This window comes from Synechococcus sp. WC101, from assembly GCF_047461555.1.
Taxonomy (GTDB): domain Bacteria; phylum Cyanobacteriota; class Cyanobacteriia; order Thermostichales; family Thermostichaceae; genus Thermostichus.
On sequence record NZ_JANSHG010000050.1, the window covers coordinates 1 to 14,666 of the forward strand.

16 protein-coding genes are annotated in these 14,666 nt (G+C 62.1%); 10 read left to right on the top strand and 6 right to left on the bottom strand.

All coding sequences use genetic code 11. The features are described from left to right. Window positions 1-205 precede the first annotated feature (205 nt). From NW809_RS05140 to NW809_RS05170, 7 genes are all read left to right on the top strand, one after another. On the top strand, window positions 206-718 hold the full coding sequence (locus tag NW809_RS05140; protein ID WP_041438337.1) for a hypothetical protein: 513 nt from the start codon (window positions 206-208) through the stop codon (window positions 716-718). 51 nt (window positions 719-769) lie between these two features. Further along, entirely contained in the window at window positions 770-2,404 is a 1,635-nt protein-coding gene (locus tag NW809_RS05145) for a CTP synthase (protein WP_414401669.1), read from the top strand. A 41-nt stretch (window positions 2,405-2,445) separates the two neighbouring features. Further along, window positions 2,446-2,613, top strand: coding sequence for a DUF2256 domain-containing protein (locus NW809_RS05150; protein ID WP_071813515.1), 168 nt, complete (start codon window positions 2,446-2,448; stop codon window positions 2,611-2,613). A gap of 42 nt (window positions 2,614-2,655) precedes the next feature. After that, window positions 2,656-3,132 carry a phosphate-starvation-inducible PsiE family protein gene (locus NW809_RS05155; protein WP_414401670.1) on the top strand — a complete coding sequence of 159 codons (477 nt, stop codon included), beginning with the start codon at window positions 2,656-2,658 and terminating at the stop codon, window positions 3,130-3,132. Between the two features lie 220 nt (window positions 3,133-3,352). Then, a complete protein-coding gene (locus tag NW809_RS05160; RefSeq protein ID WP_011430327.1) occupies window positions 3,353-3,832 on the top strand; it encodes a peptidylprolyl isomerase in 480 nt (159 codons plus the stop codon). 110 nt (window positions 3,833-3,942) lie between these two features. After that, window positions 3,943-5,214, top strand: a complete 1,272-nt coding sequence (gene gvpJ / locus NW809_RS05165; protein ID WP_228375199.1) for a gas vesicle protein GvpJ — start codon at window positions 3,943-3,945, stop codon at window positions 5,212-5,214. Window positions 5,215-5,333: 119 nt separating this feature from the next. After that, window positions 5,334-6,911: an NAD(P)H-quinone oxidoreductase subunit N gene (locus NW809_RS05170; RefSeq protein ID WP_011430329.1), complete on the top strand. Its 1,578-nt coding sequence runs from the start codon at window positions 5,334-5,336 to the stop codon at window positions 6,909-6,911. 166 nt (window positions 6,912-7,077) lie between these two features. Here the strand turns inward: NW809_RS05170 and NW809_RS05175 are convergent, their stop codons facing one another. The 6 genes from NW809_RS05175 to NW809_RS05200 all read right to left on the bottom strand — a co-directional run bounded on the left by NW809_RS05175 (window position 7,078) and on the right by NW809_RS05200 (window position 11,222). After that, window positions 7,078-7,647, bottom strand: a complete 570-nt coding sequence (locus NW809_RS05175; protein WP_099812104.1) for a photosystem I assembly protein Ycf4 — start codon at window positions 7,645-7,647, stop codon at window positions 7,078-7,080. A 220-nt stretch (window positions 7,648-7,867) separates the two neighbouring features. After that, window positions 7,868-8,989: an S-layer homology domain-containing protein gene (locus NW809_RS05180; RefSeq protein ID WP_099883948.1), complete on the bottom strand. Its 1,122-nt coding sequence runs from the start codon at window positions 8,987-8,989 to the stop codon at window positions 7,868-7,870. Continuing rightward, the gene (locus NW809_RS05185) at window positions 8,977-9,291 is read right to left on the bottom strand and encodes a DUF3181 family protein (protein ID WP_011430332.1); all 315 of its coding nucleotides are present in this window, start codon (window positions 9,289-9,291) and stop codon (window positions 8,977-8,979) included. The genes NW809_RS05180 and NW809_RS05185 overlap by 13 nt, the downstream gene beginning before the upstream one ends. Window positions 9,292-9,342: 51 nt before the next feature. Further along, window positions 9,343-9,894 (bottom strand): hypothetical protein, encoded by a 552-nt coding sequence (locus NW809_RS05190; protein ID WP_414401671.1) that lies wholly within the window; start codon window positions 9,892-9,894, stop codon window positions 9,343-9,345. A gap of 102 nt (window positions 9,895-9,996) precedes the next feature. Continuing rightward, entirely contained in the window at window positions 9,997-10,557 is a 561-nt protein-coding gene (locus NW809_RS05195) for an anti-sigma factor family protein (protein WP_083759162.1), read from the bottom strand. A gap of 2 nt (window positions 10,558-10,559) precedes the next feature. Continuing rightward, window positions 10,560-11,222 (bottom strand): sigma-70 family RNA polymerase sigma factor, encoded by a 663-nt coding sequence (locus NW809_RS05200; protein ID WP_011430335.1) that lies wholly within the window; start codon window positions 11,220-11,222, stop codon window positions 10,560-10,562. 268 nt (window positions 11,223-11,490) lie between these two features. Here NW809_RS05200 and NW809_RS05205 point away from each other — a divergent pair, with 268 nt between their 5' ends. The 3 genes from NW809_RS05205 to NW809_RS05215 form a co-directional block, all read left to right on the top strand. Beyond that, window positions 11,491-12,216, top strand: coding sequence for a Crp/Fnr family transcriptional regulator (locus tag NW809_RS05205; protein ID WP_099812102.1), 726 nt, complete (start codon window positions 11,491-11,493; stop codon window positions 12,214-12,216). A 29-nt stretch (window positions 12,217-12,245) separates the two neighbouring features. After that, complete coding sequence (locus NW809_RS05210) at window positions 12,246-12,740, top strand: DUF427 domain-containing protein (protein WP_011430337.1); 495 nt, start codon at window positions 12,246-12,248, stop codon at window positions 12,738-12,740. Window positions 12,741-12,805: 65 nt separating this feature from the next. Continuing rightward, window positions 12,806-14,666 (top strand): J domain-containing protein (locus NW809_RS05215; RefSeq protein WP_414401672.1); only part of this gene is annotated, 1,861 nt, incomplete at its 3' end.

The following is a 14,666-nucleotide window of genomic DNA, read 5'->3' on the forward strand; positions in this document are numbered from 1 at the left end:
TGGCAAGTGTAACAAACTCCATGGCAACTTCTGCAAAGGATCCCGTTTCAGGATGCTAACAGGCGCCAGGGGAGGACAAAGCCGGTTGCGCAGACAACCCACGTGCCTAGCTGCTGGTGGAAAAAGAGTCCGGGCTTTTGCCTCTACTTTCCTAACTAGAGGCTCAGTAGAGTGGGGATTGAAAAATTCACATCGGCATGGCTCTATGAAGTCCATTTTCCGTCTCTGCCTGGGCGGCGTTGTAATCTGGGGATTCCTGCCTTCTGCCCAGGCGCAGGTGGTCACCCCCCTTTTTCCAGAACCTGCCAGAACCCCGATTCCAGTCGAGCCGCTGCCCCCTAGCCAGGATATTCCCACTCTGCCGATTGTGCCAGATCCGCGGCCTGTGCCGCCCACACCCCCCCGGCCAAGGCCGCTGCCGACGGGGACTTTTGAGGAAATCAGCCGCTACTTCCGCGATCTCAACCGGGCCAAGAACTTGGCCCGCCAAGCGGCTGAAATTGCCAACGGGGGCTTGCAGCGCTACCGCGCCGAAGCTGCCATGCACGGGGCGGCCATCGACGCGCCCTTTGAAGAGTTGGAAGATGCCTGGATCTTCACCTTCCGCGGCGGCGAGCCCGGCTTCGTCCAGCCCAGCATCGAAACCCAGGTGCGGGTGGATCGGCGCACCTTCCAGACCACCATCCTCTACAACGGCCCCATCCGCTCTCGGCCCTAAGGAAGCCCTGGGATCCCTGGCATAATCAGAAGAGGGCAAGGGATCGGGGGTATGGCCAAGTTTGTCTTCATCACCGGCGGAGTCGTCTCCAGCATTGGCAAGGGGATCGTGGCAGCCAGCTTGGGGCGTCTGCTCAAGTCCCGCAACTACACGGTGTCGATTTTGAAGCTGGATCCCTACATCAATGTGGATCCCGGCACCATGAGCCCCTACCAGCATGGGGAAGTGTTCGTCACCGACGATGGCGCCGAGACAGACTTGGACTTGGGCCACTACGAGCGCTTCACCGACACCAACATGTCCAAGCTCAACAACGTCACCACCGGCGCCATCTACCAGGCGGTGATCTACAAAGAGCGGCGGGGGGATTACCAAGGCAGCACGGTGCAGGTGATCCCCCATGTTACCCAGGAGATCAAAGAGCGCATCCGGCGGGTGGCCCGCGAGACCAACCCCGACGTGGTGCTGGTGGAGGTGGGGGGCACGGTGGGGGATATCGAGTCTCTGCCCTTTTTGGAGGCCATCCGCCAATTTCGCAAAGATGTGGGCCGGGCCAATGTGGCCTATGTGCATGTTACCCTGGTGCCTCTCATCAAGGCGGCGGGGGAAATGAAAACCAAGCCCACTCAGCACTCAGTCAAGGAGCTGCGCTCGATTGGGATTCAGCCAGATGTGTTGGTGTGCCGCTGCGAGCAGCCCTTGCCCCGCAGCATCAAGGAGAAGATCTCCGAGTTTTGCGATGTGCCGGTGGAATGTGTGATTCAGGCTCAGGATGCCCCCAGTATCTACGATGTGCCTTTGGTGCTCGAGCAGGAGGGGTTGGCGCAGCGGGTTTTGGAGATCCTCAACCTGGATCCCCAGAAGCCCGACCTGCGGGAGTGGGAGCTCTTGGTGAAGCGGCTGCACCACCCCCAAGAGCGGGTGGAGATTGCCATTGTCGGCAAATACGTGCGCCTTACGGATGCCTATCTTTCGGTGGCCGAGGCCCTGCGCCATGCCGGGTTGGCCCTCAATGCCGGCGTCACGCTGCGCTGGATCTCTTCTGAGGAAGTCGAGGAGCGGGGGCCAGAAGCCCTGCTGGCCGATGTAGACGGCGTGGTGGTGCCGGGTGGGTTTGGCAGCCGCGGCATCGAGGGCAAGGTGGCCACCATTCGCTACGTGCGCGAGCGGGGCATTCCCTTTCTGGGGCTGTGCCTGGGCATGCAGTGTGCGGTGATCGACTGGGGATGCAACATTGCCGGCCTGGAGCGGGCCAACAGCTATGAGTTCGATCCCGACACCCCCCACCCCGTCATCAGCCTGTTGCCAGAGCAAAAAGATGTGGAACATTTGGGGGGAACCCTACGCCTGGGCCTCTACCCCTGCCGCATTCTGCCCGACACCCTGGCGGCCAAGCTCTACGGTGAGACAATTGTTTATGAGCGCCACCGCCATCGCTATGAGTTCAACAACGCCTACCGCAGCCTATTCCTCGAGTCCGGCTACGTGATTAGTGGTGTCTCGCCCGATAACCGCCTGGTGGAAATTATCGAGCTGCCCAGCCACCCCTTTTTCATCGCCACCCAATTCCATCCCGAGTTTCGCTCCCGCCCCAACCGTCCCCATCCCCTCTTTTTGGGGCTGATCGAGGCTGCTTTGCGCAGCCGTTCCCGGCCGCAAGCCCTGCAGTTGCAGAACACAGGCTAGGGCATTGGGGTTAATTCAAGAGTTGTCGTTTCTAGCGCGCTATGCCCCGCCACCGAAAAAAGTCGGATTTGCCCAGCAAAATCTGTCTCACCTGCGGCAGGCCCTTCACCTGGCGCAAGAAGTGGGCCGACTGTTGGTCAGAGGTGAAATACTGTTCTGAGCGGTGTCGCAACCGTCGCCCCAAGGGATCTCTTCCAGCTAACGGTTAGGGCAGATAATGGGATCCCGGACGCAGGGGGGAAGGGTTGTCGATGCGGTTTCTCAAGTGGCTGTTGCACAATCCTCACAAAACCGAAGAGGAGGATCCCTTTTTGCGGGCCATCACCCGCATCGAAAGCCTGATCTCGAAGCTGCTTTCCATCTTGATGATCGGCCTGATTGTGGTGGCCGTGGTGGATTTGGCCCGCTTCCTGGTGGCCGATCTGCTGCGGGAGCCAACCGGGTTTTTCTCCACTACTTTGATCGAGATTTTCGGCCTTTTTTTGAATATCCTGATCGCGCTGGAGATTCTGGAGAACATTACCGCCTACTTGCAAAAGCAGGTGGTGCAGGTGGAGCTGGTGATTGTTACCTCTTTGATCGCGGTGGCGCGCAAGATCATTATTTTTGATTTTGAGAAGCTGGGGGGTCTAGATCTCATTGGGCTGGCAGCGGCAACGCTAGCCCTCTCCGTTAGCTACTGGCTGGTGCGGCGGGCCAAACCCCCATTCCGGTCGGGGGATGAGTAAGGCCGGACGGATCCTGGTAGGATAGGGGCGGAGCTTTCTGGCAAGAAACGTGCGCGTGCCCTCTGGCATCACCCACCTGTTCAAGCTGGCTTTGCTGGCAGTGCTGCTTTGGGTGGGATCCGGCGTTGTTTCGGCTCTGGCCCGCCCGCATTCTTCTTACGATTTGCTCCTGGCACAACAGTTGGGCAAAACCGTGAAAACCTACAACAGTCCTCCCCCCATGGTGATCGACCCGGCCAAGTCCTACACGGCCACGCTGGAGACCACCGCCGGCACGATGGTTTTGGAGCTGTTCCCGCAGGAAGCTCCCCTTGCCGTCAACAATTTTGTCTTTTTGGCCCGGGATCACTTCTACGATGGCGTCATCTTTCACCGTGTCATTCGGGGCTTCATGATTCAGGGCGGGGATCCCACCGGCACGGGGCGAGGCGGGCCGGGGTACCGCTTTCCCGATGAGCCGGTGCAGCGCCCCTACACGCGAGGAACCTTGGCCATGGCCAATGCCGGCCCCAACACCAACGGCAGCCAGTTTTTTATCATGCATGCCGACTATCCCCTGCCGCCCAACTACACCATCTTTGGGCAACTAATCGAGGGGGAGGACGTGTTGGATAAAATTGCTACTGCACCCACCGGCCCGCAGGATCGTCCCCTCAAGCCGGTGGAGATCAAGTCTGTTCGCATCTCGGAATCGAACTAGGTTGGGCCAATCCGGCAAAACAGTTTGGTTAAATTAACTTGGCCTCTGGCCCCATTTTTGCAACTTGCTCTATGGGGGACTCAGGTATGGAGTTCGCTAGGCCCCGGCGAATGTCCCCCCGCATTTTGGCTCTGGATTTTGATGGTGTGCTCTGCGACGGGCGGGCGGAGTATTTTGCCTCTTCCTGTCGGGTCTGCGCCCAGGTGTGGGGCCTTGCTCCTGCCCAGTTGGAGTCGTTGCGCCCTGCCTTCGACCGCCTGCGCCCGCTGATCGAGACCGGCTGGGAGATGCCCCTGCTGCTGTGGGGGCTGCAGCAAGGGATCCCCGAAGACGCTTTGCGCCAAGACTGGCCCGGCTGGCGGCAGCGGTTGTTGCAGGGAGCGGGGATCTCCGAGCAGGCTTTAGCCCAAAGGCTGGATGAGGTGCGGGATCGCTGGATCGAAGAAGATCTGCAGGGCTGGCTGGGGCTGCACCGCTTTTATCCGGGAGTGGCGGCTTGGATGCGCCAGATCCAGGCTGCTGGCGAGCCCCGCCTGGCCATTCTCAGCACCAAGGAGGGGCGGTTTATCCAGCAGCTTTTGCTCCGCGAAGGGATCCAACTGCCGCGCCACCGTATCCTGGGCAAGGAGGTGCGCGCCCCCAAGGCCACCACCCTCCGGCGGCTGCTAGCAGCGACCCAGGTAGCGCCTGAGGAACTCTGGTTTGTCGAGGATCGCCTGCAGACGCTGCGCCAGGTGCAAAGGGTGCCGGACCTGGAGCAGGTGCTCTTGTTTTTGGCTGCCTGGGGCTACAACCTGCCCGAAGAGCGGCAAGAGGCGGCGCGGGATCCCCACCTCCATTTGCTTAGCCTGGAACAGCTCTTCCAGCCCTTTGAGCAGTGGTTGGCTGCTCCTTCCCCCCGCCTTGCTATCAGCCCGGCCAGCCCGGAAGACTTGAGCCGGGCCCGGCTCACCCCTGGCCGGAAACGCCCGGAAGCCGGTTTGGCCTCGCTGGTGCTGACCTTGGTGGAGCTGCTGCGGCAGTTGATGGAAGCGCAAGTGGTGCGACAGATGGAGGCCAACCGCCTTTCTGCCGAGCAAATCGAGCGGGCCGGCAGCAGCCTCCAGGCCCTGCGGCAGCAAATTCGGCAACTCTGCGCCCTGCTGGAGATCGACCCGGCAGAGCTCAACCTAGATCTGGGGGATCTGGGCTCTCTCTTGCCCCGCCAGGGGGACTACTACCCCGGCCAACCCCACGGCGAGGGATCCCTGCTGGAACTGTTGGATCGGCTGATCAACACCGGGATCGTCATCGACGGCGAGATCGACCTGGGCTTGGCCGACTTAAGCCTCATCCACGCTCGCCTACGATTGGTGCTCACCTCCAGCGCCAAGCTTTCTTGAAACCAGGAAGTGTCGATGGAGACAATTGGGAGAAGAAATGCCAGAAGCAAGCTAGGGAGGCCGGAAATCGCGGTATGCTGGCTTTGGATCCCGTTAATCTCTCTTCATAGTCTTCCCCTATGGATGTCTTCGCCCCAACCGGAAACCTGCATGCCGGCGCCATTTGGCCGGAGGTGGTGGTTACCCTCACGCTGTTGATCGTCCTGGTGGTGGATTTGGTGGGTGGGTCGGCGGCGCGCAAAAGTCTTCCGGCCCTCTCCCTCTTTGGTTTGCTTGGGGCCTTGGTGACCTTGGTGTTGCAATGGCAGCAGCCCCAGTTGGAGAGCTTCTTGGGCAGCTTTGCCGCGGATCCGGTGAGCATTCTCTTCCGCGGCCTGGTGGTGGCGACGGCAGCCCTGACGGTGATGATGGCGGAGCGCTACTTCCTCCAGGCAGGCGCGCCCACGGGCGAGTTCTATGTGCTGCTCCTCACGGCCACCTTGGGGGGCATGTTCCTCGCCGGGGCGACGGATCTCATCATGGTGTTCGTCTCCTTGGAAACGCTGGGCATCGCCAGCTACCTGATGGCCGGCTACACCAAGCGGGATCCGCGTTCTTCCGAGGCGGCCCTGAAGTATCTGTTGACGGGGGCCAGCAGCACCGCTATCTTCCTCTACGGCATGTCGCTGCTTTATGGCCTGTCGGGGGGGCAGACCCAGTTGGCGGCTATTGCGCCCTACCTGGCCAATGCCGGGCTGGTGGGGATCCTCGCTTTGGTGTTCTGCCTGGGCGGCATTGGCTTTAAGCTGGCGGCGGTGCCTTTCCACCAGTGGACTCCTGATGTCTATGAGGGATCCCCGACGCCGGTGGTGGCCTTCTTGTCGGTGGGATCCAAGGCGGCAGGCTTTGCCCTGGCCATTCGCTTTTTGGCCACCGTCTTTCCGGCGATGACAGAAGAGTGGCGGGCGGTGCTCTCGGTGCTGGCCATTTTGACCATGGTGCTGGGGAATGTGGTGGCGATTGCCCAAACCCGCCTCAAACGACTGCTGGCCTATTCTTCTATTGGGCAGGCGGGCTTTGTCTTGATCGGTTTGGTGGCGGGCACCGAAGCGGGCTATGCCAGCTTGATTTTTTACCTGATGGTCTATTTGGCCATGAACCTAGGGGCTTTTCTGTGTGTCACCCTCTTCAGCCTCAAGACTGGCACCGACGAAATCAACGAGTACAGCGGCCTCTATCAGAAGGATCCCTTTCTCACCCTTTGCCTGAGCATTTGTCTGCTCTCCCTGGGCGGGTTGCCGCCGCTGGCCGGCTTTTTCGGCAAGCTCTATCTCTTCTGGGCCGGCTGGCAGGCAGGAGAATACACGCTGGTGCTGGTGGGCCTGGTGACTAGCGTCATCTCCATCTACTACTACGTGCGGGTGGTGAAAACCATGGTGGTAAAAGAGCCGCAGGAGATGTCGCTTTCGGTGCAAAACTACCCCCCAACCGACTGGCAGGCTGAGGGCATGCCGGCTTTGCGGGTGGGCATGGTGGTGACGCTGGTGGCCACCATCTTCGCTGGCATCCTCTCCAATCCTCTATTTACCCTCTCCACTCAGGCGGTGGAACAAAGCCCGTTTTTGGGGTTCCCGACAGCCCAGGCTTTTGCTCCAGGGTCGGCCAGCCCTTCTCTGGCCGTTGCAGGATCTGCAGCTTTGCCTAGCCGCGGTTCCTAGACCTTCCTCAAGGGCGCCGCAAGGCACGGCTCCCTTACCCCCAGCCCTTCTCCCTTCGGAAGGGGAAATTTACTGGGACAATTGACCCGATGTTGTTGAGACGGTTTCTGGGCTATCTCAATTCCTGGGATCCCTGACCAGCAGCCGTCCACAACCAAACAGAATCTCAAATACCTTCTAGGCTGACATTGAGAAAGCGGGCGATCTCAGCGGCTTGGTTTTCGATCTCGGCCAGGGGAGGGGGCTGGCCGACGCCGGTGAGGGGGATGTCGCCGCGTCCTTTTATGCGCAAGTAGATGGCGCGGCGAGGGTTGAAGCCCTCTCGCAGCTCCACCCGCAGGCTTTGCACCTCGGCAAAGTCGTATTCTAGGCGCACCTCGCGGTTTTTGCCCGGAAAGCCCTGCCGCACCAGGGTTATCTTCTGGGTGCGGCGGTCGAACTCGTTGTAGCCGCCCCCCAGGTTCCAGTACAGGCTCAGCCATTGATACAGCCCCGCCAGGGATCCGAGCACGCCGTAGAAGAGCATGGCAATGCCCTGGGGAATGAACACCAGGCTGGCGGGATCGGAAAAGGGGAGCAAGTTGCGGTGGAAATAGCTGGAAAGACCCGCCAGGGTAAAGCCCAGCCCACCCCCTGTCAGCGCCACCGCCCAAAAGTAGACGCTGGGCCGCCGCGACCCGATTACGGTGTAGCGCAGCAGGTCTTCCGAGCGAATTTCGGGAACAGTCGCAGACACAGACGGGATCCCTGTCGATTTTCCAAGTTGGCTTCTCCCATTTTATAGGCGGGGAGGAGCTTGCCCTGTGGAGCAGCAAGAGAGTTAGCATTTTTCCGCCGCCAACAACAAGAGCAGCCAGGGGGTTGGTCCTTTTGCAATCCAGCCTCAGGGGGGCGAAGCAGGAGAGGGGGTTAAGCGCTGCGGCCCTCTCCGCTTCTACGCTGGGATCGCCCTCAATTTAGGGCTGAGGCTCGCGCGGCGTCACAATTTCCCCTGCCCCTGGGGTGACGGCTGGAGGTTTAGAGTTGCCAGTGGCGCTGGGAGAGGGGTCGCCCTCAGGGGTGGGAGGAGGGGAAGGGGTCTGGTCTGGCTCGGCAACAGGAGGAGAAGGCTCAGGGTCGGGGGGCTCGGCTGCGGGAGTTGGGGTTGGCAAGGCAGCTTCCTGAGCCGTTCGCTCCCCAAAGGCCGAAAGGGCAATCGCCGCTTCCCCGCGGCTGACCGGCTCAAAGGGGTTAAACGTGCGGATGGGGCCGAAGGTGCGCAACACCGTGGAGGCATTCTCCAGGCTGCGATCCGCCACCAGGGGGGCAACGGCCTCGTCGGGGATCTGGGCCGCATCGGTAAAGCCCCAACGCTCCTCCAGCTCTGCTCGGGATCCCTTGATCTGGCCGGGCGGCAAATCCAGAGGTGCCTTCATGCGGATCAGCTCTGCCCGCGACAGCAGGCTGTTGGGGCGGAACTCGCGGTTGGCATCGCCGACCACCAGGCCGGCAGCTCCCAGGGCCTGGATGTAGCGAAAGTTGGGATCCTCCTCCGGCACATCCAAAAACAAGGGGCGCTCGCCAGCGGATCCCAAACGGATTTGGCGGCTGGGCTGGTCGGCGTGAATGGCGTTGTTGGCCAGCACCAACCAGCGGGCAAATTCGCCGCGACGAACGCTACGCTGCGGCTGAAACTCACTGCCAACAATATCGGCAAAGACACCCAGCCGATCCAGATCAGAGACAGCACGGGCCACCAGGGATCCGGGCTCCAGATCCGTGAAACGGCTGCTGACCTGGCTGGGCGGGGGCGTGAAGGAAGCAGGGGGGGTGGCAGGAGCAGAGGGGGAGCGGGATCCCGGCAGAGGCGTGGGCGTCTCCGGTCGGTCGGCGGAGAGAGGGGGAGGCAGGCCCACCGGTCGCACCGCTCTTTGCAGCCGCTCTCCCCACTCGGTTCCCTGACAGGCCGACAACAGCCCCAGCAGCAAGGCAAAACCAGCGGCCCTGAGCCAGGTGCCGGCTGGAGGCAGCGACCGCCTAGACTGCTTGAGCCGATTGAGCTGATGCTGCAATGCTTTCTCCCCCTCTACTGAGCCCATTTGCGGCTGAACTCCTCCAGCACATCCAACAAGTTCAGCAGGCTTTGCATCGGCAACAGATCCGCCAGGGGCAATTCTTTGCGCCCACCCCCCACTTTTACCGGGATCCGTTGCAAGATCTCCGTGACCGCGTCCTCATCCACCTTGCCTGCCCTCACCTGGGGGGCCAGTTGTTCTGCCAAGAGGGTGTGCAGATGGGCATCCCGCAGGTAGAGGTGCCAGCGGGCTACATCGATGTAAACTTCCTCGCCAATGGCAGCGGCCAACTGCTCGATCTCTGGGTTGCTGGGCACTTGGGCCATCGCTCAGCTCCGTCAGTGGTTGCCCTCTGCCGATCATAACTTGGGCCCACCTCAGGGAGAGCTGGCGGCAGAGCGGGCCGGTAGAGGCAGGGCGAAGTTCTCTTGCAACTGCCGCAGCAGCAACAGGTGTTCCAGCGCCAGGCGATCCCGTTCTGTGCGCAACTGGCTCAGTTGGGCCTGAATTTGACGGATATCGGCCTCGTCAGAGTCCCAGGTTTGCAACAGGCGGTAGAGGCGCTCTTGTTGGTTGGCAATCTGCCGGTTCAGGCGGGCCAAGCGGCGGCTGAACTCCCTATCCATTTCCTCGGCCAGCTCGAGGTCGGGCAGCAGAGCCAGGCGATCCCAATGGATGCCCAGGTCGGCCAAGGTGGGGAGGGGCGGATCCAACTCCTTAAGGAGGGGGAAATCGGGAAAAGGCGATAGCTCTATCTCGGGAGAGGCCGGTTGGTTTTGGGCGGGGGTGGAAGCCTGAGAGCCGGCCAGCGGTTGGGTGAGACGGGATCTGGGTGAGGGCAGGTTGGTGGGCTCCAGGGCATGGGGATAAGGACGTGAGTCCTGCGGCGCTGCGAAATGGCTGCCACTGGGGTCAGCCTGGGCCGACAAGGATCCCAGACTAACTAGCCAAAGGCAAACTGCCAAACCGCAAGCTCCGCGAACTGCTTTTTCCACCCTCCACTCCTCAATCTTTCTCAAGCCTGCTCAGAATCATTCCCAGCTCACCTCGTCGCCGAGGTTCGGCGTTGTCTCAAACAAAATTGAGTAGGCATCTTGTTTTTGCCCCGGCTCGAACAGATAGCGCTGGGCAACCCGGGCAGAGGCAGGCACGATGGCCACCCGCACCGGCGGCTCCTCTAGCGACACCAACGGCTGGGGATGCGACCAACGCCAGCCCGCCCAGCCGGCTCCCGCCAAGGCCACCCCAGCCGCTGCCACCCGTCCCCAAGGGGTGCCCCTGCACCGCCGCCAGCTCAGATCGAGCGCCGGCCTGCGGTCCAGCTCCTCGAACACGCGGCTGATCAGCAGCTCTGTTTGGCCAGGATCCAAAGTTGGGGCCTTGAGGTTGGCCAAGCCGGCCTGCAAGGCTGCCAGTTGGCTGTACAGTTGCCGCGCTTGGGGATCGCTGGCCAGCCAGTCTTCCACCTGCCGCGCCTCTTGGGGCGACAATTCCCCATCCAGGTAGGCGCTCAACTGTTCAAAGCGCTCCTCCACCAGCGGCAGTTCTGGCTGGGAGTCCTCGCGGTCGGGGTTAAGGTTGCCGCGAACCATGGTCATTCACCATCGAGGTAGGGTTTTAGGGTGGATTGTAAGCGGGCGCGGGCGCGGGCAATGCGAGACTTAACGGTGCCCAAAGACACTCCTGTGATCTCGGCAATTTCCTCGTAGGCCATCCCCTGAATTTCCCGCAGCAGGATTGTCTGGCGAAAAACCTGAGGCAGGTCGCGGACGGCTTGGTGCAATTGCTCGTAAAACTCGCAGGTGGTGAGGTGCTCATGGGGGCTAGGGCTCTCGCTGGGCAGCTCCCATTCCACCTCACTGTCCCGCATCGAAATCGGGGCATCCAAAGAAAGGGGCTGCTGCTGCCGTTTGCGCTTGCGCAGCTCGTCATAGAACAGGTTGGTGGCAATCCGCCCCAACCAACTGCGAAACTTCGCCGGCTCCTGCAGCCGCTTTAGGTGGCGGTAGGCCCGGATCCAGACTTCCTGGGCCAGGTCGTGCCGGTCAGGCCAGTCGGGGGCCAGGTGGTAGAGCACCTTGTCCACATAGGCCTGGTGACGGCGTATCAGCTCAGCGAAGGCCTCGCGGTGGGGCCGGGATCCCTGCTGGCAGAGCAGCACCAGATCCACGTCAGCGAGCTTTTCGGGCCGCACAGGCACGTCCTTCACCCAGACCGACCAGCGCTGGCCACTGATGTCGCTGAGGGCAGCATCCATAGGTACCCATAGATTATCGAAGGACAACGACGGAGGGATCCCCTCCCAAGCAGAACCTCTGTTAGCTAGACGATAATGGCGCAGTTTGAGTTCCTCCCGCTCGGCCCCCACTCCCCAAACTCAAGGCAGCTGCAAAGGTTCCAGAGGCCGCAGCGGCTACAAGCTCTCGGATTTTGGGGCAGGGGATCCGACCTAGGGCGAACACTCTGCAGGATAGCCCTTGAGCCGGCGACTGGGCTACAGTGGGCTTGCGCTAGGGTCAACCGGCATGAATTCTGATGTCTCTGCTGCCCTCCTCTCCGAGCTCAAGGCGGTGCCGACGCTGGCCCAACTCTCAGCAGCCTCTCTGCAATGGTTGGGATCCCAGGTGAAGCTGCGGGATATTGCGGCAGGACAGGCGCTCTTGATGCAGGATGCCTGGGGCAACGTCGTTTATTTGATCCTCTCTGGCTGGGCCAAGGTGCGGCGGTCTGTGGGGATTCGCACAGCAGAAGGGACACAAGACAGCGCCCAAACCCTGGCTTTGCTCGGGCCGGGCGCTTGGGTGGGGGAAATGGCGGTGCTGGACGAAGCCCCCCGCTCGCGGGATGTGCTGGCCCTGACCCCGCTGCGGGCGGCCGGGATCCCGGCGGCCACCTTCAAGGCGCTGATGCTGCAGGAGCCGCACCTGTGTTATCGCCTGGCTTGCAGCCTCTCCCGCCGCCTGCGCCTGGCCAATTTGCAGGCCGATCTGGATCGACAAAGCCCCCCGCTGCGGGTGGTGCATGCGCTGGTACAACTGGCAGAGGCCTTTGGCGAGAAAACCGAGCAGGGCGTGCGCATTGTTTACCCTCCCCTCCAGGATTTGGCCGATATCAGCCAGGTCAGCCGGGAGGTAGCGGCGGCGGTGCTGGGCCGCCTGCAACAGCAAGGGGTGATTCAGGTGTTGCCGGAGCACCAGTCTCTGCTGCTGGTGCAGTACGCCAAACTGGTAGAGGCCACCCGCCTGCTCTAGGTGCATCCGTCCTGTTTTGGAGACTGCCCATGCGCCCCCGGCCCATCCCGCCCCGGCCCGGACAAGAATCCGTCTGGGACTACCCGCGCCCGCCCCGCCTGGAGCCAACCGCCGAGCGGGTGGAAGTTTTCTTTAATGGCGAGCTCATCGCCCACAGCTGCCGCTGCTACCGCATCCTGGAAACCAGCCACCCGCCCACCTACTACATCCCCCCCGCCGATGTGCGGCTGGAGTATCTCCGCCCCAGCGCCCGCACCTCCTTCTGCGAGTTCAAAGGATCTGCCCGCTACTGGACGGTGCAAGTTGGATCCCAGGTGGCCGTGGATGCCGCCTGGAGCTATCCGGATCCCAGCCCGGAGTTTTGGCCCATCCGCGACCACCTCGCTTTTTATGCGGGCCGCGTGCAGGAGTGCCGGGTGGATGGAGAACGAGTCCGGCCCCAGCCGGGAGATTTCTACGGCGGCTGGATTACCTCCAAGGTCGTAGGCCCCTTCAAGGGGGAGCCGGGGAGCTGGGACTGGTAGGCTCTAGGCAAGAGGGGATCCCTTTTGCCGAGGAAAAGGACTACAGTTAAGTCGATAGGGGTCAGGTGTCCAAAGACGCCTTGACGCGAGCAGGAAAGCGGACAAAAGCCATGACGGTGCGGGTGCCCCTCGACTACTACCGGGTTTTGATGCTGTCACCACGGGCGGACGAGCATCAGATCGAGCAGGCCTACCGAGAGCGGCTCGATCCCAAGCCGGGCGAGCGCTCTTGGCTGCTGGGGTTTTCGCCGCAGGCCGTGGAAGCTCGCGCTCAGCTTATTCAAGAGGCAGCCTCGGTGTTGCTTAACCCAGAGGCGCGACAAAACTACGACGAACACCTGACACCGGCGGATCCCACCCTGACGGTGGAAGAGCCCCTCTTGCCAGGAGTGCTGTGTTTGTATTGCGAAGTCGGAGAGTACCAAGCGGCCTTAGATTTGGCTCAACAGATGCTGGAGCAGGGCCACCCTGCCCGTTCTGACGCCATTTTGGCGCGGGCCATCGCCCAGTTGGAGCTGGGCCGGGAAGCCTGGCAACAGGGATCCTACGAAGAGGCGGCGCGCTCTCTGCAGGCGGGCCTGGCGGAGCTGGAGGAGTATCAGGCTTTTCCGCAGCTGCAAGCAGAGCTCCGCCTTGATCTGGGCAAGCTGCGTCCCTACCGCATTTTGCAGCTCCTCAGCCTTGAGACTAGCGCCCCCGCCCAAATCGGCAAAGAGGCGCTTGCCGATCCTGTCCTGGCGCGGCAGCAAGGGCTTGCCCTCCTGAAAGCCATGCTGGACGAGCGGGGTGGCATTGAAGGAAGTGGGCAGGATGGCTCTGGCCTCAGCACAGAAGATTTCTTGCGCTTCATCCAGCGGGTGCGCCGTCACCTTACTCTCCAAGAACAGCAGGAGCTGTTTGAGCGAGAGGCCGAGCGTCCCTCGCTGGTGGCCGCCTACTTGGCCGTGCAGGTGTTGCTGGCAGCAGGCTATCTGGAAAAACGTCCGGCCTTGGTGCGGCGTGCCCGCGGCTACTTGGCCCGCCTGGCCCAGCGGCAGGATGTCCATCTGGAGCAGGCCATCTGCAGCCTGTTGCTGGGGCAGACCGAGGAGGCGCTTGACCATCTGCGCTCCAGCCAAGAAACAGAGGCCCTGCAGTTTATCGAAGAACACTCCGCCGGCTCCCCTGACCATCTGCCGGGTCTGTGCCGCTTCACAGAAAGGTGGTTTCAAGAGGAGGTGTTCCCAGAGTTTCGCGGCCTGGAAACTGCCCAAGCAACCTTGCAAGCTTACTTCGACAACCCCCAGGTTCAGGCTTACCTGGACGAGATGCCCAGTCGCGAGAGCTCGCCGGCGGGGACGCTATCTCCCCCATCTTTCCACCCCGCACCCCATTTGCCTGCTATGGTGGGTGGCCCACGCCTAACTGAGCAAACACAAGAATCGCCTCGCCCGCCCGCCCCCTTTCCGCGGGGAGGGACAGCGCCTCCTCCAGAGCCCCCGCGTATGTCCGATTTGCCCGCCTACCGGCGCGGCGAGGGGCCGGCCAAGCCCCCCTTCGAGGAAGGGATCCCACACGCCCACGAGTGGGGATCGCAGGAGGTGGAGCGTTACCGCCGCAGCCGCCTGGGATCCCGCCGTGGTCGGGGTGAGCGCCCTGCCATTCCCCTCGGCATCGGCTTGGCCGGAGTGGTCGGCGTGGGCATCCTCTCCCTGCTGGTGATCTGGCAGATGCTGAGGAGCCTGTTCACGCCGCCAGCGCCGCCGCTGGAGCAGCCCCAGGTGCAACTGGAGCAGCCGCCGGTTGCCATCGACGCTCCGGGCCAGCCAGAACCCACGCCTGAGCCTGAATTGACCGGCCCTCTGGCCGAGTGGCGGGGTGTGCGACAGGTGCGGGTGATTGCCAATGAGGGCATTAACATTCGCCAGCAGCCCAGCCTGACTGGGG